At 31.3% G+C, this 23,815-nt stretch carries 24 protein-coding genes and 1 tRNA gene; 23 read left to right on the top strand and 2 right to left on the bottom strand.

The genetic code is table 11. From position 1 onward, the window contains the following. The 6 genes from BK011_06645 (at position 1) to BK011_06620 (ending at position 3,931) form a co-directional block, all read left to right on the top strand. Positions 1 to 432, top strand: coding sequence for a hypothetical protein (locus BK011_06645; protein AUD65381.1), 432 nt, complete (start codon positions 1 to 3; stop codon positions 430 to 432). Then, positions 432 to 773 carry a hypothetical protein gene (locus BK011_06640; GenBank protein ID AUD65380.1) on the top strand — a complete coding sequence of 114 codons (342 nt, stop codon included), beginning with the start codon at positions 432 to 434 and terminating at the stop codon, positions 771 to 773. The genes BK011_06645 and BK011_06640 overlap by 1 nt, the downstream gene beginning before the upstream one ends. 49 nt (positions 774 to 822) lie before the next feature. Beyond that, positions 823 to 1,539 (top strand): hypothetical protein, encoded by a 717-nt coding sequence (locus tag BK011_06635; protein ID AUD65379.1) that lies wholly within the window; start codon positions 823 to 825, stop codon positions 1,537 to 1,539. Beyond that, on the top strand, positions 1,536 to 2,096 hold the full coding sequence (locus BK011_06630) for a hypothetical protein (GenBank protein AUD65378.1): 561 nt from the start codon (positions 1,536 to 1,538) through the stop codon (positions 2,094 to 2,096). Before BK011_06635 ends, BK011_06630 begins: the two co-directional genes overlap by 4 nt. A gap of 84 nt (positions 2,097 to 2,180) precedes the next feature. Continuing rightward, positions 2,181 to 2,984, top strand: a complete 804-nt coding sequence (locus BK011_06625) for a hypothetical protein (GenBank protein AUD65377.1) — start codon at positions 2,181 to 2,183, stop codon at positions 2,982 to 2,984. Then, on the top strand, positions 2,981 to 3,931 hold the full coding sequence (locus BK011_06620; protein AUD65376.1) for a hypothetical protein: 951 nt from the start codon (positions 2,981 to 2,983) through the stop codon (positions 3,929 to 3,931). The genes BK011_06625 and BK011_06620 overlap by 4 nt, the downstream gene beginning before the upstream one ends. 111 nt (positions 3,932 to 4,042) lie before the next feature. On the opposite strand, the gene BK011_06615 is transcribed toward BK011_06620, so the two are convergent. Next, positions 4,043 to 4,116 (bottom strand) — tRNA-Thr (locus tag BK011_06615). Positions 4,117 to 4,237: 121 nt separating this feature from the next. Here BK011_06615 and BK011_06610 point away from each other — a divergent pair. The 12 genes from BK011_06610 (at position 4,238) to BK011_06555 (ending at position 16,515) form a co-directional block, all read left to right on the top strand. Beyond that, positions 4,238 to 5,197 carry a hypothetical protein gene (locus tag BK011_06610; GenBank protein ID AUD65375.1) on the top strand — a complete coding sequence of 320 codons (960 nt, stop codon included), beginning with the start codon at positions 4,238 to 4,240 and terminating at the stop codon, positions 5,195 to 5,197. Next, positions 5,178 to 5,561: a hypothetical protein gene (locus BK011_06605; protein ID AUD65374.1), complete on the top strand. Its 384-nt coding sequence runs from the start codon at positions 5,178 to 5,180 to the stop codon at positions 5,559 to 5,561. The genes BK011_06610 and BK011_06605 overlap by 20 nt, the downstream gene beginning before the upstream one ends. 74 nt (positions 5,562 to 5,635) lie before the next feature. Beyond that, positions 5,636 to 7,372 carry an ABC transporter gene (locus tag BK011_06600; GenBank protein AUD65373.1) on the top strand — a complete coding sequence of 579 codons (1,737 nt, stop codon included), beginning with the start codon at positions 5,636 to 5,638 and terminating at the stop codon, positions 7,370 to 7,372. Next, positions 7,369 to 9,150, top strand: coding sequence for an ABC transporter (locus tag BK011_06595; protein ID AUD65372.1), 1,782 nt, complete (start codon positions 7,369 to 7,371; stop codon positions 9,148 to 9,150). Before BK011_06600 ends, BK011_06595 begins: the two co-directional genes overlap by 4 nt. A gap of 111 nt (positions 9,151 to 9,261) precedes the next feature. Further along, positions 9,262 to 9,825, top strand: a complete 564-nt coding sequence (locus BK011_06590; protein AUD65371.1) for an elongation factor P — start codon at positions 9,262 to 9,264, stop codon at positions 9,823 to 9,825. Between the two features lie 87 nt (positions 9,826 to 9,912). Beyond that, the gene (locus BK011_06585) at positions 9,913 to 10,653 is read left to right on the top strand and encodes a hypothetical protein (GenBank protein AUD65370.1); all 741 of its coding nucleotides are present in this window, start codon (positions 9,913 to 9,915) and stop codon (positions 10,651 to 10,653) included. Between the two features lie 55 nt (positions 10,654 to 10,708). After that, positions 10,709 to 11,377: a cytidylate kinase gene (locus BK011_06580; GenBank protein ID AUD65369.1), complete on the top strand. Its 669-nt coding sequence runs from the start codon at positions 10,709 to 10,711 to the stop codon at positions 11,375 to 11,377. Beyond that, on the top strand, positions 11,367 to 12,758 hold the full coding sequence (locus tag BK011_06575) for a hypothetical protein (protein ID AUD65368.1): 1,392 nt from the start codon (positions 11,367 to 11,369) through the stop codon (positions 12,756 to 12,758). Before BK011_06580 ends, BK011_06575 begins: the two co-directional genes overlap by 11 nt. 16 nt (positions 12,759 to 12,774) lie before the next feature. Continuing rightward, positions 12,775 to 14,079 carry a ribosome biogenesis GTPase Der gene (locus BK011_06570; GenBank protein ID AUD65367.1) on the top strand — a complete coding sequence of 435 codons (1,305 nt, stop codon included), beginning with the start codon at positions 12,775 to 12,777 and terminating at the stop codon, positions 14,077 to 14,079. Between the two features lie 2 nt (positions 14,080 to 14,081). Next, positions 14,082 to 15,077 carry a hypothetical protein gene (locus BK011_06565; GenBank protein AUD65366.1) on the top strand — a complete coding sequence of 332 codons (996 nt, stop codon included), beginning with the start codon at positions 14,082 to 14,084 and terminating at the stop codon, positions 15,075 to 15,077. A gap of 104 nt (positions 15,078 to 15,181) precedes the next feature. Beyond that, on the top strand, positions 15,182 to 15,457 hold the full coding sequence (locus tag BK011_06560; protein AUD65365.1) for an integration host factor subunit alpha: 276 nt from the start codon (positions 15,182 to 15,184) through the stop codon (positions 15,455 to 15,457). Between the two features lie 104 nt (positions 15,458 to 15,561). Continuing rightward, positions 15,562 to 16,515, top strand: coding sequence for a hypothetical protein (locus BK011_06555; GenBank protein AUD65364.1), 954 nt, complete (start codon positions 15,562 to 15,564; stop codon positions 16,513 to 16,515). A 51-nt stretch (positions 16,516 to 16,566) separates the two neighbouring features. Here BK011_06555 and BK011_06550 read toward each other — a convergent pair whose 3' ends face one another. Then, positions 16,567 to 17,733, bottom strand: a complete 1,167-nt coding sequence (locus tag BK011_06550; protein ID AUD65363.1) for a hypothetical protein — start codon at positions 17,731 to 17,733, stop codon at positions 16,567 to 16,569. A 104-nt stretch (positions 17,734 to 17,837) separates the two neighbouring features. Between BK011_06550 and BK011_06545 the strand changes: the two genes are divergently transcribed. From BK011_06545 to BK011_06525, 5 genes are read left to right on the top strand one after another with little or no spacing between them, the layout of a single operon-like run. Then, entirely contained in the window at positions 17,838 to 18,425 is a 588-nt protein-coding gene (locus tag BK011_06545) for a non-canonical purine NTP pyrophosphatase, RdgB/HAM1 family (protein AUD66160.1), read from the top strand. Next, positions 18,403 to 18,843 carry a hypothetical protein gene (locus BK011_06540; GenBank protein AUD65362.1) on the top strand — a complete coding sequence of 147 codons (441 nt, stop codon included), beginning with the start codon at positions 18,403 to 18,405 and terminating at the stop codon, positions 18,841 to 18,843. Before BK011_06545 ends, BK011_06540 begins: the two co-directional genes overlap by 23 nt. Next, a complete protein-coding gene (locus tag BK011_06535) occupies positions 18,840 to 19,715 on the top strand; it encodes a hypothetical protein (GenBank protein ID AUD65361.1) in 876 nt (291 codons plus the stop codon). The genes BK011_06540 and BK011_06535 overlap by 4 nt, the downstream gene beginning before the upstream one ends. 4 nt (positions 19,716 to 19,719) lie before the next feature. Continuing rightward, positions 19,720 to 22,719, top strand: coding sequence for a hypothetical protein (locus BK011_06530; GenBank protein AUD65360.1), 3,000 nt, complete (start codon positions 19,720 to 19,722; stop codon positions 22,717 to 22,719). Continuing rightward, positions 22,716 to 23,783, top strand: coding sequence for a hypothetical protein (locus BK011_06525; protein AUD65359.1), 1,068 nt, complete (start codon positions 22,716 to 22,718; stop codon positions 23,781 to 23,783). The genes BK011_06530 and BK011_06525 overlap by 4 nt, the downstream gene beginning before the upstream one ends. The last annotated feature ends 32 nt before the right edge of the window (positions 23,784 to 23,815 follow it).

Genomic DNA, 23,815 nt, shown 5'->3' with positions numbered 1-23,815 from the left:
ATGAAAAAGATTAAAGTATTGATTCAACGCTACAACGCTGAAATTGAGCTTGCTACATCGATTGATGTAAAAGTAGGACAACATGTAGTCATTCATGCTCCTGAAGGCTATGAAGCTAATGGAAAGTATATGACAGCTGAAGTTATTGCTGTAAGCGATGATGTAGGTGTTATGGAGGAAAAGTTTGTCCAAAAGATTGAGACTAACTATTATGATCAGATGCAATTGGCCAAAGCAGAACAAATAAGAATGAGAGCTGTCATGGATAAGTTCTGGAATGAAAAGACAGATGAGCAAAAACTAGCAATTCTAGAAACAACAGAACCACCAATTGAAGAGACTGTAGATCCAGTAGAAGAACCTATTACTGAACCTGTTGTAGAAGAACCAGTAGTAGATGAAACTACACCTACAGATGAGGTAACACCATAATGGACCAGGTACCAATTCAACCACCAAAAATCCACGATAGATTTGCTTATCGTTTAGGAGCAAAACTTCCTAAAGTTTTAAGAATTATGTATTACATCGTTTTATTCATGACATTTATTTACTTCATCTATAGATTCTTTGAATGGTTTCTAAAGACTTTTCAGAAGATAGGAGCATTTGCCTTTGATCCTAGAAATTATTGGGCAGGAGTCATGGCATTTGGCATTCTCCTAATAGGTGGGTTTATATTCGCACAATTCATCTTAGGGTTAGATCCAGTAGGAAAAACAATTGACTGGATAGAAAACTCAATAAAACTACTGGAAATGAGGTACTTGTGATGTGATTAAGTTTTTTAAAGAGTTTTGGGGATTGATAGGTGGAGTCTTTATGGCAACACTCTCAAAGTTCATTGATAGTATTGAACTATTGATGCTGCAAAAAGTATTCTACATATCATCAATCATTTTGATTTGGATAGGCACATATCAAGCTTTGACTCATCGTAAGAAGAAAAAAGAAGTCATAAACAAGATATTGCAGATTGAAAAGACCAATAATACGGTCAATTTAGTGAAAGATCCACAGAAAAAAGGTGAATCTATTCTGAAACTTATAGACATTGTTATCATAGGAGGAAAAACAATGAAAGATTATTTGAAAACATTAACGAAGAAACAATGGTTTTCATTGGTTGCAACGTTGCTGTTAGTGATTCTTGGGATTGCTTCAGCATTTATGCCAGAGTTAGAAGTCATTGGTGAAAACCTTGAATATTACTTCTTATTGATGGGTATTGTCTCATCACCTGGTATCTTCTCGAAAGGTAAAGAAGTTGGCGATCAAGCAAAACGAAAGTTAGAAGCCAAAAATAAGATTAGAGAAAATAACGCAAAAATCAAGCAAGCCAAAAAAGAACTTGATTTAATTGAAAAAGACAATGCTTATCTATTACCTATACTAGCAAGACAAAAAGAATATGGTGGTAAACTTACCCCAGATCAGGAACTTGCCAAGAGCAACTACGAAACGCAAAAAGCATCTGTTAATGAACGCATTAAGTTACTTGAAGATGAGAACTTAAAGTTGATGGAGGTATTGAAATGAGAATATATGGTCAAATCAAAAACATCCAGGACTTACAAAAACTTCAAGAAGAAGCTAAGTTAAATGGTGTAGTTGCTGTTGGTGTTGCATCAGCAACAAGTGCTTATCGATATGATGATGAGAAAAAAACTGCTGTTCAGTTAAAACCTGAAGAAGTTAAAATCATCTTAAACATTAATGATGAGCAATATGAAAACCTTATGTCAAGTATTGGCCAAGCTGAACTTGAAGAAATCAAAGAGGAAGCAGATGAACCAATTGAAGAAATTGTTATTACTGCAGATCCTGAAGAAGATGAGATTGAAGATCCCGTAGAGGAAGAACAAGAAGAAACTTCATTTCAGGAAGAAAGTGTTCAACCAGTTGATCTATCAGGAGAAGTTAGACCTTCAGAAGAAGAACCAGTTCAAGAACCTGAAGAAGTTCGTGAAGAGCCTCAAGAGGATCCTAGAGTTGCTGAACTGGAAGCAGAAAACAAAACTCTAAGAGAAAGAAATCAAAGGTTAGAACACACCATTGAAGAAATCAAGTTGTTAATCGAAAACAACATCATCTAATTAAACCAAAAGCAAAGTCATATAGAAACTTTGCTTTTTTTTGTTTTTAGATTATAATTAAAGAAAAACTATATGGGGGTTTATATGTCATTTTCACAAATATTTGGATCTATTGCTATTGTTATGATTTTTTCAGTATGGATGTTTCCGCTTAAACTGCTATACTTTAATGAAAAAATTCAGAAAGATGAGTACAAGATAAAAAGGAGAATTGGACTTGGTTTAGTTATTGCTCTTTTTATTGTTTATGTGGTTTTAATAATCACAGAAGTTCCACAAAAATATGTAATTACATCAGCTTTTCTATCATTTTTTGCAATCATTTCTTACGATATAATGCTTAATCAAAAAGCTAAAGAACTACTTGATGATAAAAGCAAAATTAACGGCGAATTATTGATTACAGTATCTTTCGTGCCTTTTTTATTACTTATTGTTGTTATGATCGAAATGGTATTAGCATATATGGATCCTACTGAAATATTTAACTTACTAGGAATGTTTGACTTTTCTGCAGATAAGAACATTGCTTTTGTTATGTTTCTGAGAATTGTTGGGATTGCTTATGTTGCACTGATAACTTACATGTATTTTATTTATGAACTTGCTAGAGATAAGTATAATAAATCCAATGAAAATAAGATTGAAGCAGCAAACAGTTATTTAAACAAACATATCCATTGGAAAAGAATAATATTGGTTTTATTAATTGGTGTAATGTTCTCATTTTTCCACTTAGCAGAATTAGACTTTAGAACAACAATTGATGAACCATTTCATATGAAATTCAATGCTACACGAGATGTTTTCCATCTGATTGCTACTGCTATTTTCATACCATTGTTCTTTGATTTAATTAGAAATAAAGATGGTGGTGAGAAAAAATGAAAGTATACGATCAATTATCAAAAAGAGACAAAATAATATTTCATCTTTCTATATGGATATTCATCATAGTCTTTTCCCTTTTATTTGATGAAAATAGCGAAACTGCTGGTAACACAATAGTAGCATTCTTAATGACTGGTTTATTTACTCTTGAAATGGTTTTTGTGATTAGATATTTTATCAAGAAATCAAAAAACAAAAAACAAGTTCACTCAACTGAAAAAAATTACAGTTATGAAAATGAGCAGCATGTTAATAGAAGAGAGGAAAAAAAGGTATTTGATTTTTCTCACTATGGTGATCCAACGGTTGCAAATGGAAAATGGATTAGAAAATTTAGATATAAGAGAGATTTTAAACTACCAGATAATCTAAATGTAACCAATATAGAATATCAAATTCACTATGAGATAAAAGATGATAAAGTTTTCTTTATAGCTAATCCTGATAAGGATAATGAATTCATTTTTGAAGTGACTGATCCTGAAGTTGCAGCAAGCATAAAAGAATATGCTAACGTAGAAGATATCGACATTCACATTGGATTTATAAATGCAAATATTGAAAACAAATTTGCTAAGATAAAAATTGCATTTTATCGAAGTATTGATATAGAAAATAGTGAGTATGTTACAAGTGTTGATGCAAAATTAGTAAATGTTGATAAGTTTGATGATGAAACATATAGACAAGATAGAATTAGCTATTTAAAAGTTGGTGACGTTCTATATCTAAAAGAAGATGAAGAATATAAAACAGGATTTGGAGTTACAGATCAACAAGGTTATACAGTTGGAGAGTTAGCAAAGAGAACGGTTCTTAAAATAGAGGATTTTGTCGATTCTCAAGTATGTATTGCTAAAGTAAAAGAAGTATTAAATGAAGAGAATGGTTTAAGTACAATTATTACTACTCTTAATTTTATAGATCCACGTTTCGATAGATAATAAAAAAACAACCAGCCTGGGGGGGGGAGTTAGCTGATTGTTTTTTTATCAAAATACGAATCTATAAATAATATATCCTTTGTATATCATATAGTTCGATTTATCATCTAATGGTGCCCCCAACGAGAATCGAACTTGTATTTCAGCATTACCATTGCTGCGTTTTGCCATTAAACTATGGGGGCATAAATGAACATGCAATAAAATTATAAATGAATAAAAATGAAATGTCAATGCTTAAGGCATAGACATTAAACTGAAAGAGTATTTATGATATAATAACGAAATGAAAGGAAAGATAAATTTATGCCAAGAAGAAGATTTTCTAAGAAAAATACGCTTTTTAGAGTTATTAGCGCAGTTATTATATTACTTATAACTTATTTTTTCTATAATGAACTTAGTTTAGAACCAGAAATGAATTATGGTGCAAACCAAAATGAAGATGGTTATTATTATTATACATATGTGAGTGATAACGACTATTATGATGGTGCAAATGATTTGATTAATGAAGCACTAAAACAAAAACTTCATGATATCTTAAATGATAATATCACAAGAACGAGTTACGCAGAAGCTAAGAATTTCTTAGCAAATAGCGATGTATCGCTTGATGATGATACTAAAGTATACAATGTTTATGATGGTGTACTAGCTCCAAGAACTTGGGATTCAACATCTTGGCATCGTGAACATGTTTGGCCAAATTCTAGACTAGGTGTTGATAGAGTTACTGAAAGTGAAAGAAGTATTGCATCTGATCTTCATAACTTAAGAGCAGTTACACCAAGAGTTAATAGCAGTCGTTCTGATCGTTTCTATTTAGAAGGTAGTGGAGAAGCAGATATAACAGAAGGTGGCGGGTTTTATCCTGGTGATGATCATAAGGGTGATGTCGCAAGAATCATCTTTTACATGGCTGTGATGTATAATGAGTTAACACTTACTAACAACTTAGAACTATTACTTGATGAATCAGAGCATTACACACCGGAAGGTGCGAGAATGGGACAATTATCAGTTTTACTTAAATGGCACAAAGAAGATCCAGTAGATGCCTTTGAAAGAAATAGAAATAACGTCATTTATGATTATCAAGGCAATAGAAATCCGTTTATTGATAAACCTGAATATGTCCATTTGATTTGGGAAAACATGGCGATAGATGATTTGATTGAACCTGAAGAAGAAGTTGTAAGTTATAAACCATCTTTATTTATAACAATGATCAAGGAGAATCGTGATGACATATACATTATCTAAAGGAACATATTTTATAGGTGATCCAGCATATATTATTAGAAAAACAGAAAAAGGCGATCAATTCATCAAAAAGTTATGGCATATATTTTATGAAGATATGAATGAATTTCACAAAATCGAGCTTGATGATGTCCTATTATACTTAATGCGTACTGAAGGTGGAGACGGTATTTTTGATGGTGTAGGTACAGATACGGGAGTCTTTATGATTATTGAGATGTCTCAATTAAATGATGAAGATATCTTTAAGCAAAGTATTGAACCAAGAGGTTGTAAAATCATCACGTTAGATGAAGAAAAAACAGTTGAAGTTATTAATTTCAATTTAGAAATCAAAGGTGTACTAAGCATTGAAACACATTAACGTGTGTTTTTCTTTTTCTGGTTTTTATTTTTGTACAAGCTATGTTATATTATAATGATGGAAGGTAGAATAGAATGAAGATCATACTCAACTTATTGAAGCCATTTAAATATAAACTTACCTTTAGTCTAACTTTAAAGTCAATTGCTGCATTAGCAGACTTATTTTTACCATGGATCATTGCCTATATGATTGATGTCATTATCCCGGATTTAAGAGAAGCTTCTAATCCAACATTAATGCCACTTTATCTAGCTGGAATTTTAATGGTTGTGATTGCTTTTGTTGGACTTTTTTTTAACGTGATTGCAAATAGACAAGCTGAATATATTGCTGCAGTTGCTACCAAAGACTTAAGGCATGATTTGTTTAAGAAAATAGAAAATTTATCTGCTAATCAAGTGGATCAATTAACCAGACCATCTTTGATTTCTAGAATGACGACTGACACCTATAATGTTTATAGAGCTACAGCAGTCATGCAAAGACTAGGTGTTAGAGCACCGGTTCTATTAATTGGTGGCATTTTACTTGCTCTATCACTTGATGCTGTTTTAACATTAGTCATGATATCAATGCTACCTTTAATTTTGGTCATTGTTTATTTTACTTCAAAAAAAGGTATACCTTTATATAAAAAGACACAGAAAAAAGTAGATGTCTTAGTAAGAACTTTAAGAGAATATATTACAGGAGCTAGGGTAGTTCGTGCACTTTCTATGAATCAACATGAAATGGATCGTTTTGATCATGCGAATCAAGAAACAGTTGATGCGGAGTTACATGCAACAACAACGATGGCTAGAATCAACCCAATGATGAGAGCCGTCATGAATTTAGGTTTAGTTATTGTGCTTGTTTTTGGTGCCTTTAGAGTAAATATCGGTATGACTGAAAAAGGGCAAATCATTGCATTTGTAACATACTTTACCATCATACTAAACGCGATGATGAGTATAACTAGAGTATTTGTTTTATCTTCAAGAGCAACTGCTTCAGGAGAACGTATTTATGAAGTTATCCATATGCCAGAAGATTTAAAAGATGGCTATGATGAAGTTAAGGAAGATTTAAATGTTCCTCACATTGAGTTTGATGATGTAAGCTTTTCATATAATCAAAAAGAAGCAAACTTAGAAGATGTTTCATTTAAACTCAATAAAGGTCAAACACTGGGCATCATCGGTGCAACCGGATCAGGGAAAACCACAATCATTAATCTTTTGATGAGATTTTATGATGTCGATAGGGGAAGTATTAGAATCTATGGTAAGGATGTAAGAGATTTAAAACAAAACGATTTAAGAAAAAGAATTGGCGTTGTTTTCCAAAATGATTTGATTTTTGCAGATAGCATATATGGAAACATTCAGTTTAATCGTAATAAAATAGGTGATGAAGATATAGAGCTTGCAACAAGAGTTGCTCAAGCTGATTTCATTTATGAAAAAGAAGAAAAACATTTGACGAAAATGGCTCAAAAAGGCATGAACTTATCAGGGGGTCAAAAACAAAGAGTTTTAATTGCCAGAGCTGTTGCAGGTCATCCAGATATTATGATATTAGATGATGCATCCTCTGCTCTTGATTATCAAACTGATTTAAAGATGAGAAAATCACTAAAAAAAGAACTTATAGATACAACCATGATCATTATTGCCCAAAGAATCAGTAGCTTAAAAGATTCTGATTTAATTCTTTTGATTGATGAAGGTAGAATTGTTGCTAAAGGCACACATGAAGAACTTATGAAATCGTCCAAACTTTATCAAGAAATCGCAACATATCAGCTAGGTGGTGAAACATCATGATGTATGCAGGAAAAGTATCTAGAGGAAGAAATGATGGTTCTGATAAAGCAAGAAACAAAAAATATGTTTTAAGAAGACTTTGGGATTATCTATATTATTATAAAGCAAAACTGTTTTTAGCAATCTTCTTAACGATTGTTGCAAACGTATTATCACTTGTTGGTCCATATTTAACTGGACGTACTGTAGATGCGATGACAGATGGTGTTGATTTTGATAAAGTCTTTCTCTTTGCAGGACTAATGATTATCTTTTACGGAATCTCCGCATTGCTCAATTACATATTAGCAGTAGCAATGGTTAAGATTTCTCAATCTGTCGTCTATAAAATGAGAAAAGATTTATTTGCGAAGTTAAATCGAGTTAAGATCTCTTATTTTGATCAAAATCAAACAGGAGATATTATTTCAAAAATGAGTTATGATATTGACACGATTAATACATCACTTGCAACAGATGTTGTCAATATTTTTACAAGTTCTATAACCGTGATTATCTCTTTCGTTATGATGATTATCATGTCACCAATTTTGGTATTAGTATTTGCGATTACACTCCCAATATCTATTGTGATTACGCGAGTATTATCAAAAATTGTAAAAAAACAATTTAGATATCGAAATCAAAAACTAGGCGAACTTAATGGGTTTGCAGAAGAAATGATTACTGGCCAAAGAACGATTCAATCTTATGTTCAAGAAGAAACAGTTTTGGAAAAATTCGATGAAATCAATGATGAAGCTACCCAAGCAGCTTATCGTGCTGGTTATTATGCATCATCAGTTGGGCCTTCTATCGGATTTGTATCTAACTTATCAGTTGCACTAGTTGGTGTTTTTGGTGGTATACTTTACTTCATGGGCAGTCTATCTTTGGGAAATCTAACAAGCTTCACACTATATTCGAGACGTTTTTCAGGTCCAATCAATCAGATGAGTAACATTTTAGCAGATATTCAAAGTGCACTTGCAGCTGCAGAAAGAGTATTCAGAGTGATTGATGAAGACGAAGAATTAAAAGATCTAGATGATGCAGTTCATTATCAAAATGTAAAAGGAGATATCAAACTCGATCATGTCTCATTCGGTTATCTTGAAAATCAAATAGTTTTAAAAGATGTTTCACTACATGCCAATCAAGGACAAGTCGTCGCAATTGTTGGACCAACTGGTGCAGGAAAAACAACGCTTGTAAATCTTTTAATGAGATTTTATGAAATTGAACAAGGTGATATCTTACTCGATGACATTAATATAAGAAAACTTACAAGAGCAAGTCTTAGACGATCATTTTCTATGGTTTTACAAGATACTTGGATTTTCCATGGTACTGTCTTCGAAAATATAGCTTATGGCAACGGTGATGTTTCTAGATTAGAAGTAGAAGAAGCTGCTAAAAAAGCCAGAATTCATTCATTTATTAAACATTTGCCACAAGGATATGATACAGTTTTAACCGATGAAGGGTTAAATATATCTAAAGGACAAAAGCAACTTTTAGTCATTGCAAGAGCTATGTTATCAAAAACTAAAATGCTCATTTTAGATGAAGCAACATCAAATGTTGATACGCATACAGAAGTTCAAATCCAACAAGCGATGCTAAATCTGATGAAAGACAAAACAACTTTCGTGATTGCCCATCGTCTTTCTACAATACAAAATGCAAATATCATCTTAGTTGTCCATGATGGAAATATTGTCGAACAAGGAAGTCACCTAGAACTACTAGAGCAAAAAGGCTTTTATTTTGAACTTTATCAAAGCCAATTCGCATAAATCATATAAAACGTATATTATAATGACTTAAAATGCTTCATTTTGTTGTCTATTCTTGTTTTTTCGTGTATAATAAAAACGGCAAAAAAACCGAATAAGGAGTTATTTATTATGATCAGTACAAACGAATTTAAAACTGGACAAACCATTATGTTTGATGGCAATATCTTTCAAGTGATTGAGTTTATGCATGTTAAACCTGGAAAAGGTAGTGCATTTGTTAGAACAAAACTAAGAAACTTAAGATCTGGAGCAGTCATTGACTATACATTTAACGCAGGCACAAAAGTAGAAAGAGCACAAATTGACAAAAACCAAATGCAATACTTATATGCAAATGGTGATATGCATGTGTTTATGAACACTGAAACATATGAGCAAATTGAAATCCCTGGTAATCAAATTGAGTATGAACTTAAGTTTATCTATGAAGGGATGATGGTTGACGTTAACTTTTATAACAACCAAGAGATTTTAGGAGTCACACTTCCTGATAAAGTTGTTTTAGAGGTTACTGAAACAGTTCCAGGAGTCAAAGGTGATACAAAAACCAATGCCTTAAAAGATGCGATTATGCAAACAGGATTATTAGTAAAAGTACCAATGTTCATTGAACAAGGTGAAAAAATTATTGTGAGTACATATGATGGTTCATATGTGTCAAGAGATAAATAAAGGGGCAACCCTTTTTTTATTTATAAAATGTAAAAAACGTTTCGAAATTGATACGAATCTATGCTATAATAAAACAGGTGATAGATATTGGAAAGATTACAAAAAGTTCTCGCGCAAGCAAACATAGCTTCTAGAAGAAAATCAGAAGAAATGATTCTAGAAGGTAGAGTCAAAGTCAATGGTAAGGTTATAACAGAGTTAGGCTTTAAAGTGAATAAAACAGATGATATAGAAGTAGATGGCAAACCAATCAAATTGGCTGAACATCTTTATTTTTTGTTAAACAAACCAACAGGTTTTTTATCAACAGTAAAAGATGATAAAGGCAGAAGAACGATTATGGATCTATTAGAACCTGCACATCAAGATATAAGACTTTATCCAGTTGGAAGACTTGATTATGATACTGCTGGCTTATTACTCTTAACAAATGATGGTGATTTTACCAATCATATGACTCATCCTTCTTACCATATTGAAAAAGAATACTTGGTTAGAGTCAAAGGTATTGTGATTAGAAAAAAAATAGTTGAACTCAGAAAAGGTGTCACTATTGATAATAATTATCACGCAAGACCAAAAGCTGTAAGATTAATTGAACTGAATAAAGATCATCAATCGACCTTATTATCAATGACTTTAATTGAAGGAAAGAATAAACAAGTTAGAAAGATGATAGAAGCTTTAGGTTATGAAGTGAAGAACCTTACTCGGGTAAGATATGATTTTTTAACACTAGATGGTGTTGAAAGAGGGACGTATCGACCTTTAAAGATTCATGAAGTTAAAAAACTTTATGCACACAGTATTGCAAAAAGAATGAATTAAATGCTATTAAAATGGCTTAAAATATGATATAATGAGGATTGTATGGAGGAACTTTATGTCTGGATTTAAACTCGCAATCGATGGACCAGCAGGATCAGGCAAAAGCACAATCAGTGCACGTATTGCAAAAAAACTAAATTGGACACATATTGATACAGGCGCAATGTATAGGGCTGTAACCTTAAAAGCGATTGAATTAGGTGTTGATTTAGAAACTGAATCTTCTTACCGTTTTTTAGAATCAGTGAATATCCATTATGATTTTGATAAAATATACGTAGACGATTTAGATGTTACAGAAGCAATTCGCTCTGAAAAAGTAACGAATAACGTATCACTGGTATCTAGTTTTCCATATGTGAGAAAAAAACTTGTTGATTTACAAAAGAAAGCTGCACAAAAAGGCAATATCGTTATGGATGGTAGAGATATTGGAACAGTGGTATTACCTCATGCAGATTTGAAAATCTTCTTGACTGCAAACGTTGAAGAGAGAGCAAAAAGAAGATATAAAGAAAATAAAGAAAAAGGTAAAGATCTCAACATCTCAAAAGTGATTGAAGATATTGTAGTTAGAGATCAAAAAGATTCTACTCGAAAAGAATCACCTTTAAGAAAAGCTGATGATGCAATCATCATTGACACAACGTATTTAACCATTGATGAAGTGGTTGATAAAATTATAGAATTAACCGACAAAAAGGAGAATAAACATGGAGTTTAAGATGTTAAAGGTAGGCCAAATCGTAGAAGGTACGGTCATCAAAGTAGAAGAAAATACTATTTATTTAGATGTGCAATATACCACAGAAGGTAAGATACATTTAGATAATTATGATAAACCTGCACCAGATACTTTTATTGGTTTTATAAAAGAAGGACAAAAAGTAAAAGCAAAAGTACAAAAAATCACTGATGATCCTGCACAAATTCTCTTATCTCGACTACCTCTTTTAATTGAAGAAAAATTTGATGAAATCGCTGCTCTAGTTGAGACAGGTGAAACTGTAAAAGCTAAAGTTAAAAAAATATTAGATAAAGGCCTTATTTTAAATTATGGTGGACATGAGGTATTTTTACCATATAGTCTACTAGATTACGATCTATTAGAAAATAAAGATGCTCTCAAGAATAAGACTTTGGAAATCCAAATCATTGAAGCTACTCGAAAAGGACGTTCTAAACGTATTGTAGGATCAAGAAAAGTTGTATTTGAAAGAGAAAGACAAGAAGCATACGAACAAAGATTAAAAGATCGTCAAAATGAGTTAGAAGATATTAATACAGGTGATGTATTAAAAGGTACAGTTGATAAAATTGAAAAACATGCTGCAACAGTCCGTTTTGATCATGTTGTTGGATTACTACGTATTTCACAAGTAAGCCATCACCGTATTGAAAAAATCGAAGATGTTTTATCTTTGGGTCAAGAAATTGAAGTTAAAGTAATCAAAAAAGAAGGTAATCGTTTAGATTTATCAATGAAAGCTTTAGAACCAACACCATATGAAAGCTTCTATGAAGCACATAAAGTTGGAGATACTGTTACAGGTACTGTATTCCAAAAACTACCATTTGGTATTATTGTAGAAGTTGCTAAAGATGTACGTGGATTATTACATAAAAATGAGTTTTCTTGGAATCCAAATGACAATTTTGAATCATTTGTTAAAATTGGTGATGAAGTTACATTGAGTATTATTCAAATGGATCCTAAAAAAGAACGTATTGCTTTATCTAAAAAAGCATTAGAAGATAATCCTTGGAAGAATTTCACAGCTAAACGTGGTGATGTTGTATCAGCTAAAGTAACAAGTGTAACTAAAGATGGTATTGAAGTTGAGGTTCAAGGCGCAACAGGATTTATTCACGTATCAGAATTATCAAATGAACGCATTGGTAAACCAGAAGATTATTTTGCAGTTGGTGATGAAGTTAAAGCAGTAATTACTGATGCAAATAGAGATCAATGGCAATTAAAATTATCCATCAAGCGTATTTTAGAACAACAAGAACGTGCATCATATGAACAATATTTAGAAGATGATCAAGAAGCAGAAACAACCACTATTGGGGACTTATTTGCGGACGATTTAAAGAAATAGTAAAGTAGGTTTTAATATGCCTTTTAAAGTAGCAATCGTTGGCCGTCCAAATGTAGGGAAATCGAGTTTGTTTAACCGAATCGTCGGTGAAAGACTTTCGATTACAGATGACGTGGCTGGTGTCACAAGGGATCGCCTATATGCTCGAGCACAATGGTTAACTAAAAACTTTAGAGTCATTGACACAGGTGGCATCGACATTGGCGATGCTCCTTTTTTAAACCAAATCAAGGCTCAAGCACAAATCGCAATGGATGAAGCCGATGTGATTCTTTTTGTCGTAGACGGAAAAGTAGGCTTAACAGATAGTGATTATTATATTGCAAAACTCCTTTATAAAACTGAAAAACCTGTTATTCTATCAGTAAACAAAATTGATGATATCAATCAAGCTCAAAACATTTATGAGTTTTACGCATTAGGTTTTTCAGATCCGATTGCCACATCAGCTCAGCATGGTATTGGTATTGGAGATTTACTTGATAAAGTAGTTTCACACATGTCTGAAGATGAAGTTGAATATGACGATGATATCATTCGTTTTTGTATTGTAGGAAGACCTAATGTTGGAAAATCTTCATTGACAAACGCAATTTTAGGTGAAGAACGTGTCATTGTATCAGAAATATCAGGTACAACAAGAGATGCGATTGATACACAGTTTAGAAAAGATCGTAAAGATTACGTTGTTATTGATACAGCAGGTATTAAAAAACGTGGTAAGATCTATGAAAACACTGATAAATATAGTGTTTTAAGAGCTTTATCAGCACTAGATCGATCTGATGTTGCTTTATTAGTTGTTGATGGAGAAGAAGGCATTATTGAGCAAGATAAACATGTTGCTGGATATGTTGCTGATGCGTTTAAAGCAGTTGTCATCGTTGTAAACAAATGGGATGCTGTTTTAAAAGATGAAAAAACCATGAAAAAAATGGAAAACAATATCAGAGATGAATTTAAATTTATCGATTATGCAGAAATCGTTTTTGTCTCTGCAAAGGATAACAATAGAATTCACACGATATTTCCAGCGATCAATAAGGCATATGAAAATTATCAAAAAGAAGTTCAAACTTCAATTCTAAACGATTTAATGCACGATGCAGTTGCAATGAATCCAACACCAATATTTAATCACGGAAAAGCACAATTCAATTATGCAACACAAGTTGCTATTAAGCCACCGACATTCGTTATGTTTGTCAATAATCCTGATTTTGTACATTTTTCTTATGAAAGATATTTGCAAAATCAATTAAGAGAGGCAATAGATTTTACAGGTACACCAATTAAACTGATCTTAAGAAAGAAGGCGTAGATATGAAGTTATCTATTATTGGTGGAGGTGCATGGGGAACAACACTTGCCCAAGTACTAATCGATAATGGTCATCAAGTGATGATTTATGATATTAATAATGAAAATGTTGATAAGATAAACCATAAGAAACATCCATTCTTTGATACTAAACTTCCTGATCAAATCTTAGCTACTACAGATTTGGATCAAGTGATTCAGTTTTCAAATTATTATATACTATCAGTTCCGACTAAAGTGATGAGAGATGTTTTAATAACACTCAATCAAAAAATAGTTCAACCATCAGTTTTTATAAACGTTTCTAAAGGTATTGAACCAGTGACATTAAAACGGGTTAGTGAAATTGTTTTAGAAGAAATTGAGACATCTAAATATAAAGGATTTGTTGCATTAACAGGTCCATCACATGCAGAAGAAGTTATACTCAGACATTTAACATTGTTGGTTGCAGCAAGCACTGATGAAAAGCTTGCCAAGAAAATTCAAAAAACATTCTCAAATGATACATATTTAAGAGTATATACATCCAATGACTTAATTGGGTCAGAAGTCGGTGGTGCTGTAAAAAATGCCATCGCTGTGATTTCCGGTGCTTGTACAGGTCTTGGACTTGGAGAAAACGCTAGAGCAGCAGTCATTACAAGGGGTATTGTAGAAATCGTTCGTGTTGTTGAACTTATGGGCGGTAAAAAAGAAACTGCATTTGGTCTTACAGGTATTGGAGATCTCATTGTTACAGCTTCTTCAGAACACTCAAGAAATTTTACTGCAGGAAAAAAAATAGGTTTAGGTATATCTTTAGATGAGATCTATAAAGAGCAAAAACAGACGATAGAAGGTATCAGAACCATAGAGGCTATGCATGGCTTATCTATCAAATATAATGTCGAATTACCGATGATTAATACAGCATTTGATATCATTTATAATCAATTACCAGTAGAAAAAGGATTACAAAAACTATTGTCAAGAGACCTAAAATCTGAAGATTTTTGACAAAAATGCTTCATTAAGCGAATAATTAGGGGATAAAAAACATAAATATTTGCAAAAATACGATTTATTTGATAAAATAAAGACAATTTATAGGAGGTATTTAAATGAATAAGACTGAATTGATTTCTGTTATTGCTAACAGAGCAGATGTGACTCAAAAAGTTGCAGAAGAAGTATTGAAAGCTTTTACTGATACAGTTGCTGAAACTTTAGGTAGAAGAGGAGAAAAAGTTGTTGTTACAGGTTTTGGCACGTTTGAAGTTAGAAATCGCGCACAAAGAACTGGTAAAAACCCACGTACAGGTGAATTGATTACTGTTCCTGCACAAAAATCTCCAGCATTTAGAGCAGGAAAATTACTAAAAGAAGCAGTTAAATAAGAGATAAAAAAAGATTGTCTATCCCAGCGATAGACATTTTTTTTAATAAAAATGTAAGAATTTAATAGTTTTAGGTTAAAATAAGGGTAGAAGGTGGTGATTTCATGAATGTATTTATCAAAGCTGCTCAAAATGATTTAGATTACGTCAAACTTAATATGACTCATTTGGAAATGATAGATGAAAAAAAGAAAAGCTTGTTGCATTACGCTGTGACAGGAAGTGCAATGGATGTTATTCATTATCTTTTAAGCATGGATATCAATGTGAACATGATTGATCAACACGGTGAAACTCCACTCTTTGATGCTGCTAGAAAAGGTAAGTTGCAAATTGCCAAGCTACTTATTGCTAAATTTGCACAAGTCAATGTTGAAAACAGAGTAGGTGAGATGCCTATTCATTTGGCTTGTTTTAAAGGGGAATTTGACGTTATCAGATTGCTTATAGAATCAGGTGCATATTTAAATAAAAAGACGCAAGAAGATAAATATCCTGTCCATTACGCGATATTAGGTGGTAAGCATGAAGTTATAGACTACATACTTAAAGAAAGTAAACAAAACTATTATCTTAAAGATATATATAATAACACCCTACTACATTATGCAACAAAAACGAATAATGTTATGATGATTGACATGTTGCTCAATCAAAATTTAAATCCTAATGCTTTAAATGATCACTTTGAAACACCGATTTTTAATGCAGTAAGATTCGGAACTATCGATACGGTAAGATTATTACTTGCAAGTGATGCTTATATAGATATCAAAAACAGAAGATATGAATCACCTATTGATACAGCAATGATCTTTGATAAAAAAGATATACTCAATTATTTAAGTGAATATATGCAATCACCGAAGTACGAAAGACTAAGAGAAAAACAGGCTTTATCCATCGCTGTTTTAAATAGAGATCACATTTATCTAAGAAAACTTATTGATAATAGGGTACCTATGAAAAAGGATCGTTTGAATAAGACTGCTTTAGACTATGCAAAAGAATACCATTTAAATTTATTTGTAGGCTTACTAAAAGAAGTAGATATTTAAGGATAAAAAAAATAGTTCATTTGTGATGAACTATTTTTTTTATGTCGTTATTTAGAAAAGCAAAATACTACCAATAACACTAATTAAGTTGACCAATATATGAACAGCTATTGGGGCAATAATATTTCTATTATTTTTGATGTATATATATCCAAATACAAGGCCCATTGCAAAATAGCTAATGCCGTTAATCAATGCCTCAGCAATCGATGCTTCAGCTGTTAAGTGGATCGCTCCGAAAATAATAGATGAAACAGCAATTGCAATTGTATTGTTTTTAATTAAGCCAAATATAGATTTTCTAAATACAAGTTCTTCAACAATCGGACCGATTAATACAGCTGATAAAACGATGAAAACGACACCATTTGAGTTAAGCATTCTAACAATGGTCATCTGATTGACAGACTCTGAAACTGGTATATTCAAACTACTACTCAAAAGGTTAGATAAGAAGCTAGATAAATAATTAGCTAAAATAACATATAAATAACCTGTAGCGAGTATAACAAACCATTGATTTTTTACTGTTTTAAATTGATTGAAATCATATACGATATCATTTTTCATAAACACTAATATCGAAGCTAATAAGATCGCATATAGAGCAAATTGATATAATGCACTATAAAAACTTGTAATTCCAGTAGCCTCATTTTCAATCATATTGATGTCAGTAGTCACTAAAAAATCAGGTAGAGATTGTTCATTGTGCTGATATCTATTTATTTCTAATGTTGATTCTTGATCCCAGTAATTAATTTGATTTTCTGTACCATCATAAATACTTAAGAAAACCTGCTCATTAATGCCTATAACATTGTTTTGGTTATCTTTAACGAGTAGTAAATCTTCTATATAAGGATTAGATGTGTTATAAATTATTTCGTATCCTTGATAGGTATATAAAGCATCAACATATCCAGAATAATTTTGATCATATGTATCAAACATGATTGGAGTCATGAGGCCTACACCTGAAGTGTCTGCAGCAATATTTTCCAATATGAGCTCATCCTTAGTATAAGTCTTATTTGCTTCTGGGATACCTTGAATCATCAAAAAAATAACACCACCGAGCAAAAACATAATGACAGTATATGTAATGATTGTATTGATATATTTCATTATATTATCAGGTTTTGGCGGCTCATTTCTTTTTTCAATTTCTTCTTTAAACAAATCTTCAAATTCTATTATATCTTTCTTATTGTCCATTTTCATCACCCAAAATCATTATAACTTAAAATGGCTTTATTTCATACGTTAATGACAAAAAATGTGATAATATAGTATTAAAGAGATGAATAGGGGTGAATGCTATTAAAATTTTATTAGCCAGTCAAAATGAACACAAAATAAAAGAGTTTAAAACGATTTTTGAAGATACTCCAATAACATTGATCTCACTTAAAGATTTAAAAGATGATGATGAAGTTGAAGAAACTGAGTTAACATTTGTAAAAAATGCATTAATCAAAGCAAAATATTTTGCAAAAAAATATCATATGCCAGCGATTTCTGATGATTCTGGGTTATGTGTAGATGCACTCGATGGAAAGCCAGGTGTCCATTCAAAAAGATATGCAAATGGCAAAGATTATGATAATAACATCAAATTACTTAATGCATTAAAAGGTGTAGAAGATCGACGTGCTTATTTCTATGCAGCAATCGTTATTTATTTTCCAGATTGTACATATAAGGTTTATGAAGGAAAAGTCCATGGAACCATTGGGCATGAACTTAAAGAGATAGAAGCATTTGGTTATGATCCAATATTTTATCCAGATGGATATCATCAAACATTTGCTGAATTAGGTCCAAAGATTAAAAATGAAATTTCGCATAGAGGTCTAGCACTTAAAAAAGTAAAGGGGGATCTTTTTGAAATTATTAATCACAAGTGATATACACGGAAACATAGAACGATTAGATGGAGTTGCAAAAAAACATAAAGATGTTGATTATCATATTAATGCAGGAGATTTGTGTTTAGATAGTCATATCTATGAAAGATATCATATGATTACAGTTAAAGGGAATAATGATTTCTTTTCGAAAGAACCATATGAAAGAATACTAGATTTAAAAGGTTTAAAAATTCTATTAACACATGGACATAAAGAACATGTGAAGTTTGGGTTAGATCGTTTAATGATTAAAGCTCAATATCATGAAGTCGATATGGTTATATTTGGCCATACGCATCAGAAGTATTTAAATCAAGACTCACAAATAACTATATTGAATCCAGGAGCGTTAGGTGACTATCATAAAAGCTATGCAATTTATGATGAGGGTCAAGTCACATTTTATGAACTATGAAAGATGAACATGCAAAACTCATACAAGAAAGAGCTGCAAAAGCATTTCATGTATCTGAAGAAGAAGTCATTATAAAACACAGACTTTTAGGTGGCATGAGCCATTTGACTTATGTGATTGAAATCAAAGGAGAATTATATACATATCGTGTTATTGGTAAGGATGGTAATTTATTTGTCAATAGACACTTTGAACATGAAAATATCAAAAAGGTTGAACCACTACATTTGAATAACGAAACTGTATATTTTGATGAATCCACCGGTGAAAAAGCAGCTAAATATGTTGAAGGTACTGTGCTTTCTTCAGTTGACTATCACCCATATTTAAAAGATGTTGCTAAAATGTTAAAAAAACTACATCACTCAGGTATTGAACCAGCATCAGATTATGGTCTTTTAGAGCGATTAGAGCTTTATGAGACATATACAGAAAATCGTTCTGAATTATATTTAGATTTAAAGAAAAAGTGGGTGGATATGTATCTTAATGAAAGACTACATATGCCTAAAGTATTTTGTCATAATGATGCTCAAAGATCCAATATTGTTATCGGTAAAGATCAACTCTATTTATTGGATTGGGAGTATGCGGGACTCAATGAGTTTTACTACGATATAGCAAGTTTTGGTAATGTTAAATTTGAAGATGCATTGGAACTTTTAGATGTTTACTTAGAGAAAAAAGCAACCAAAAAAGAACAAGATATGGTGAGATTTTATCGCATGTTTCAAGCTTTACAGTGGCACCAAGTAGCCTTAAGAAAACAAATGATTGGACTTTCTGAAGTTCTTCACTTTGATTTTGAAGAGCTTGCTAAAAAATATCTAAACTTAGCAAATACACTATACGATCAAATCATAAAGGGATGATAAAGTGCGTTTAAACGATGTATTAAAACTTCCAAAACAACCACACAGCTTATCGATCATCAAGGATTTTTTGAATCAATCACTTTCACATCTTGATTATCAAGCTGCATACAATTACTATTTTGAGATTGCAATTGAGCTATCTCTTTTTGACATTGTTTATGATGAAGCTAAAGAAGTATTAAATGAAATCAAAACCCAAACTGATACGCTTTATCATGAAAAGATTCTTAAACATATGATTGATGCTTGTTTACATTTAAATCATTTAGATGAAGCAAAAAAATACATCCAAGAACGCAAAGAAATTCTACCAGTCATTAAGCAATATTTAGGACTATTAGATGATGTTGAGCTTAAAAAAACATTACATGAACCATATTTAGAAGATTTACTAAAAATTATGAGTGATATGATTCCAGATGATATTAAGATTTATTGCTTAGAAGAAATCTTTACTATCTATAAAAATGATCATCAGCATCAAATGGCATTAAACACATTATATGATTTATATAATTATGATCTAAAAAGTAAATATTTTATCGATGAATTATCATTACTCATAGAACTTAAAAAATTTGAAGAAGCGAAAAACAAGGCATTCGATGCACACAAAAAGCAACCTCAAGATCTTGAGATTGTATTAAAACTATTAGAAATATACATAAAACTTGAAGATTATCATAAAGCATCTATTTTAGAAGCTGAGTATGAAAGTTATATAGATGAACAAAGCGATAGCTATAGACTAAAAGCATACGAACTCATCATCTTTTTATATAAACAATTAGACAACAAGTTGTCTTTAGATTTATATCAAACTAAACTCAAAAAGATTAATAAAACTATTGATAAAAAGATAAAGACAGAATCTAAACAAAAAGAAGATATCGAAAAAGATATCGTTGTTATTGAAAAAAAAGAGTCTTCCAAACCACAATCTACACAAATATTAAAATATATCGAGATGAGTTTTGACTTAATCCAATACGCACATATGATTGATGAAAAACTAAAATTAAGAGAGTTTTTTAGATTGTTTTTCATGCATCTAGATCAATATGTAACATCAAAAGAATATGTGATATATCTGGAAGGTGAATCGCCTAATTTCTTCCATTATAAAAAAGAGAGATTATACGATAAAACTATTTCTAAACAAGATACTTTAGACACTTTATGTGACCATGTACTTTATACGGGTGATGAAGTTTACGAACACACGAAAACAATAAAGTGGACAAAAAACATTGTTACACAGAAAGATTATGAGGATGATGTATCATTTATTTATGCATTTCCTATGCTTGATATGGGTGTGTTTTTAGTTCATTTAGAAGAAGAAATTAAAGATCCAGCAACTTATTACGATTTTTTTAAACTCATTAGTGCTATTTTATACACAAGATTAATTGATGAAAAGCGTATGAAGCATCTAAAACATGAAAATGACTTTTATAAACATGTTTTGGATTCACCAATCATTAGTTACAGAGAGTTAACAGATTCTAGGTCCACCTATAATAAATCTGCAATGTCATTATTTGCTATTGAAGAACACTATCATTTAGAGTTATTTATAAGAGATTTGTCTTATGAATATGTGAACACATATAAAGATATCATATCCTATCTATTTGTTCACCCAAATGAAGAAAAGCATATGGCATATACATATCAAGGGAAAAACATTTTAGAAAAACTTTATAGTATTAAAGTAAGAGATGAAGTCATTATTATGAGCTTGTTTTTTGATCAAACCAATGAGATTAAGGAAACAAAAGCTTTAGTTGAACAAGCAACTTTAGATCATGAGACAAATATTGAAAACCTTTATGCCCTAAATCAAAAAATAACAGATTATCTTGATGAAAAAGTAAGTTTGTTACTCATTGAACTCGATCATCAACTCAAGCATATTTATGGTAGTGATATGATGATGAAGTATTTTAAGGAGTTTGCACAAGTTAGTAAGAAATTCTTTAATGAAGGTTATACATATAGATTTGATTTTAATCAATTATTTGTTGTAGTTCCCTTTAATGACATAAGAACAACCACTAAAGTGATTAAAGACTATTTTAAACATCTTGAGAATTACCAGTCTAAAGTATTGCCATACGAAAAATTTAACGCTTTTATGGGTGTCATTAGATATCCTGTTGTAACTGTCGAAAAAGATCCACAAAAATTGTATAAGTTTTTAGATATTGCGCTTGAAAAAGCGAAAAGAGAAGATGATGAGAAGTTTAGATATTTCGTTTATCGTGATTATGAAGATGAGTTGTTTGAACAACAGGTTATTGATCATTTAAATGTTGCGATTGAAACCAAAAATATCGGCTTGATCTTTAATCAAATGATTGATATTGAAAAGAATATCGTATGGCAATATGAAAGTGAAATTATACTAACAAACCTAGCAATTGATGGTAAATATTTACTTAAAGTTGCAGAGAAAAGAAATAGACTAGTAGATTTAGAGCATTTTCACATTGAGCAAGTTTGTGATTTCTTAGTGAGTTTAGAAAAAAACACACAAAGATTAATCAAAATAACAATCCCTATTTCCAAACAAACATTCCTTGATTCCAAGTTTAATTCATTCCTTCTAGGAACACTTAAACAGCACCAAATACCTTATGAGTTTGTAAGGCTTAAATGTGATATGGAATTACGACCTAGTCACTATGCAACACAAATTCAAGAGCTTATCGACCATGGCATTAGTTTAGATACCACTTCGGTAAATATGGCACTTAACTATCCATTTCATGCACTTCATCTAGAGATGAAAAGAGATAGTATTAAATGGCAAAGTTATATTAGTCAAATGAAACAACTTTTAGAGTCTTATCACATGGCTTTAGTGATTAGAAATGTTAAATCAAAAGATCAAAAAGAAATGTTAGAAAGACTTGGCATAAAATATATCGAAGGACTTCTTTATAAAGAGTTACCTGCTCCAGTACTACTTAGAAAGATTAAGGATTCTATATGAGTTTAGAAGCATTAAGAAAATATATCGATCAATTAGATAAAGATCATCAAAATAGTCACACTTATCGAGCGATAAGTTCTTTTGATATGATTGAGAATATCGATCTCATGATTAAACGCTATCTTGATCAACCACAAGAAGAAAAAGGTGCAGTTTTGCTTGATGTGTTTGGTCTTTTACAAGGATTGTTTGTAGCTATTGATGCATTATATGATCTTGCAATTGGACTTACTCAATATAAATATCATATAAATATTAACTCTAATCCAATACTTCACGAATTAAAGTACATTAGAAATGACATTGTTGGACATCCTACACATCGTACTTATCATCAAGGCGGTATGGGATTTTCTATATTAATAGCAGATAAGATGAGTAAAGAGAAAATTGTCTATCAAACATTTATCTATCAAAAAAACAATATAGAAGTTAAAGAAAAAGAAGTCGTTTTTAAGCCTTTATTAGACCATTTTACAAAAGAGAAACAACAAATATTGACTGAAATCTATCAATACTTAGTTCATGAAGAAACAACGACTGACATTCCAGAAAAACTTTTTACACTCTATGAAACGTTAAATGAAGATTTATTAGCTGAAATTGTAGAAGATTTCAGAAAAACATATGAACTAGATGAATCATCTAAACATCGATTTTTTTGGAGAGCTGATTTATTAAAAACACTCATCAACTGGCATGAACAAGATGATGATTTTAACGAACTCATCTATTATATGTCCAAAACTCAAGTATCAAAAATGTATGAAATGGCACTTGACATGGAGCATAGAAAAGGGCAAGATTTGTATACTGAAATCCCGTCAATACTCTATAGATTCTATAAATTCATGAGAAGATATGAAAAAGATGGGTTGAAACTGTTATCATATGTCCATGATAAGAGTCATCCGCTTCATCAGGGAGATGTTTTAGCATTGATGACTATGAATCCACCAAAAGATGTTTATAAATTGTTAATGTTTTTAAAACAACAAACAAGTGAAGAGAAAGTTTTCTTAATCGGATCTGCGATGCGTGCTTATCGTCCTAAAAATAGATAATAATTCGAAAACTTATGTTATAATAAATGAGT

Source organism: Tenericutes bacterium MZ-XQ, assembly GCA_002838205.1.
GTDB lineage: Bacteria > Bacillota_I > Bacilli_A > Acholeplasmatales > Acholeplasmataceae > Mariniplasma.
This window is presented reverse-complemented; position numbering and strand designations above follow the sequence as displayed.

Excerpts from the sequence above, each read along its gene's own strand:
- BK011_06560 (AUD65365.1), top strand. The coding sequence starts at position 15,182 with ATGAATAAGACTGAATTGATTTCTGTTATTGCTAACAGAGCAGATGTG.
- BK011_06595 (AUD65372.1), top strand. The coding sequence starts at position 7,369 with ATGATGTATGCAGGAAAAGTATCTAGAGGAAGAAATGATGGTTCTGAT.
- BK011_06555 (AUD65364.1), top strand. The coding sequence starts at position 15,562 with ATGAATGTATTTATCAAAGCTGCTCAAAATGATTTAGATTACGTCAAA.
- BK011_06640 (AUD65380.1), top strand. The coding sequence starts at position 432 with ATGGACCAGGTACCAATTCAACCACCAAAAATCCACGATAGATTTGCT.
- BK011_06580 (AUD65369.1), top strand. The coding sequence starts at position 10,709 with ATGTCTGGATTTAAACTCGCAATCGATGGACCAGCAGGATCAGGCAAA.
- BK011_06600 (AUD65373.1), top strand. The coding sequence starts at position 5,636 with ATGAAGATCATACTCAACTTATTGAAGCCATTTAAATATAAACTTACC.
- BK011_06630 (AUD65378.1), top strand. The coding sequence starts at position 1,536 with ATGAGAATATATGGTCAAATCAAAAACATCCAGGACTTACAAAAACTT.
- BK011_06550 (AUD65363.1), bottom strand. The coding sequence starts at position 17,733 with ATGGACAATAAGAAAGATATAATAGAATTTGAAGATTTGTTTAAAGAA.
- BK011_06610 (AUD65375.1), top strand. The coding sequence starts at position 4,238 with ATGCCAAGAAGAAGATTTTCTAAGAAAAATACGCTTTTTAGAGTTATT.
- BK011_06565 (AUD65366.1), top strand. The coding sequence starts at position 14,082 with ATGAAGTTATCTATTATTGGTGGAGGTGCATGGGGAACAACACTTGCC.
- BK011_06570 (AUD65367.1), top strand. The coding sequence starts at position 12,775 with ATGCCTTTTAAAGTAGCAATCGTTGGCCGTCCAAATGTAGGGAAATCG.
- BK011_06605 (AUD65374.1), top strand. The coding sequence starts at position 5,178 with ATGACATATACATTATCTAAAGGAACATATTTTATAGGTGATCCAGCA.
- BK011_06645 (AUD65381.1), top strand. The coding sequence starts at position 1 with ATGAAAAAGATTAAAGTATTGATTCAACGCTACAACGCTGAAATTGAG.
- BK011_06635 (AUD65379.1), top strand. The coding sequence starts at position 823 with ATGGCAACACTCTCAAAGTTCATTGATAGTATTGAACTATTGATGCTG.
- BK011_06575 (AUD65368.1), top strand. The coding sequence starts at position 11,367 with ATGGAGTTTAAGATGTTAAAGGTAGGCCAAATCGTAGAAGGTACGGTC.
- BK011_06620 (AUD65376.1), top strand. The coding sequence starts at position 2,981 with ATGAAAGTATACGATCAATTATCAAAAAGAGACAAAATAATATTTCAT.
- BK011_06535 (AUD65361.1), top strand. The coding sequence starts at position 18,840 with ATGAAAGATGAACATGCAAAACTCATACAAGAAAGAGCTGCAAAAGCA.
- BK011_06590 (AUD65371.1), top strand. The coding sequence starts at position 9,262 with ATGATCAGTACAAACGAATTTAAAACTGGACAAACCATTATGTTTGAT.
- BK011_06525 (AUD65359.1), top strand. The coding sequence starts at position 22,716 with ATGAGTTTAGAAGCATTAAGAAAATATATCGATCAATTAGATAAAGAT.
- BK011_06625 (AUD65377.1), top strand. The coding sequence starts at position 2,181 with ATGTCATTTTCACAAATATTTGGATCTATTGCTATTGTTATGATTTTT.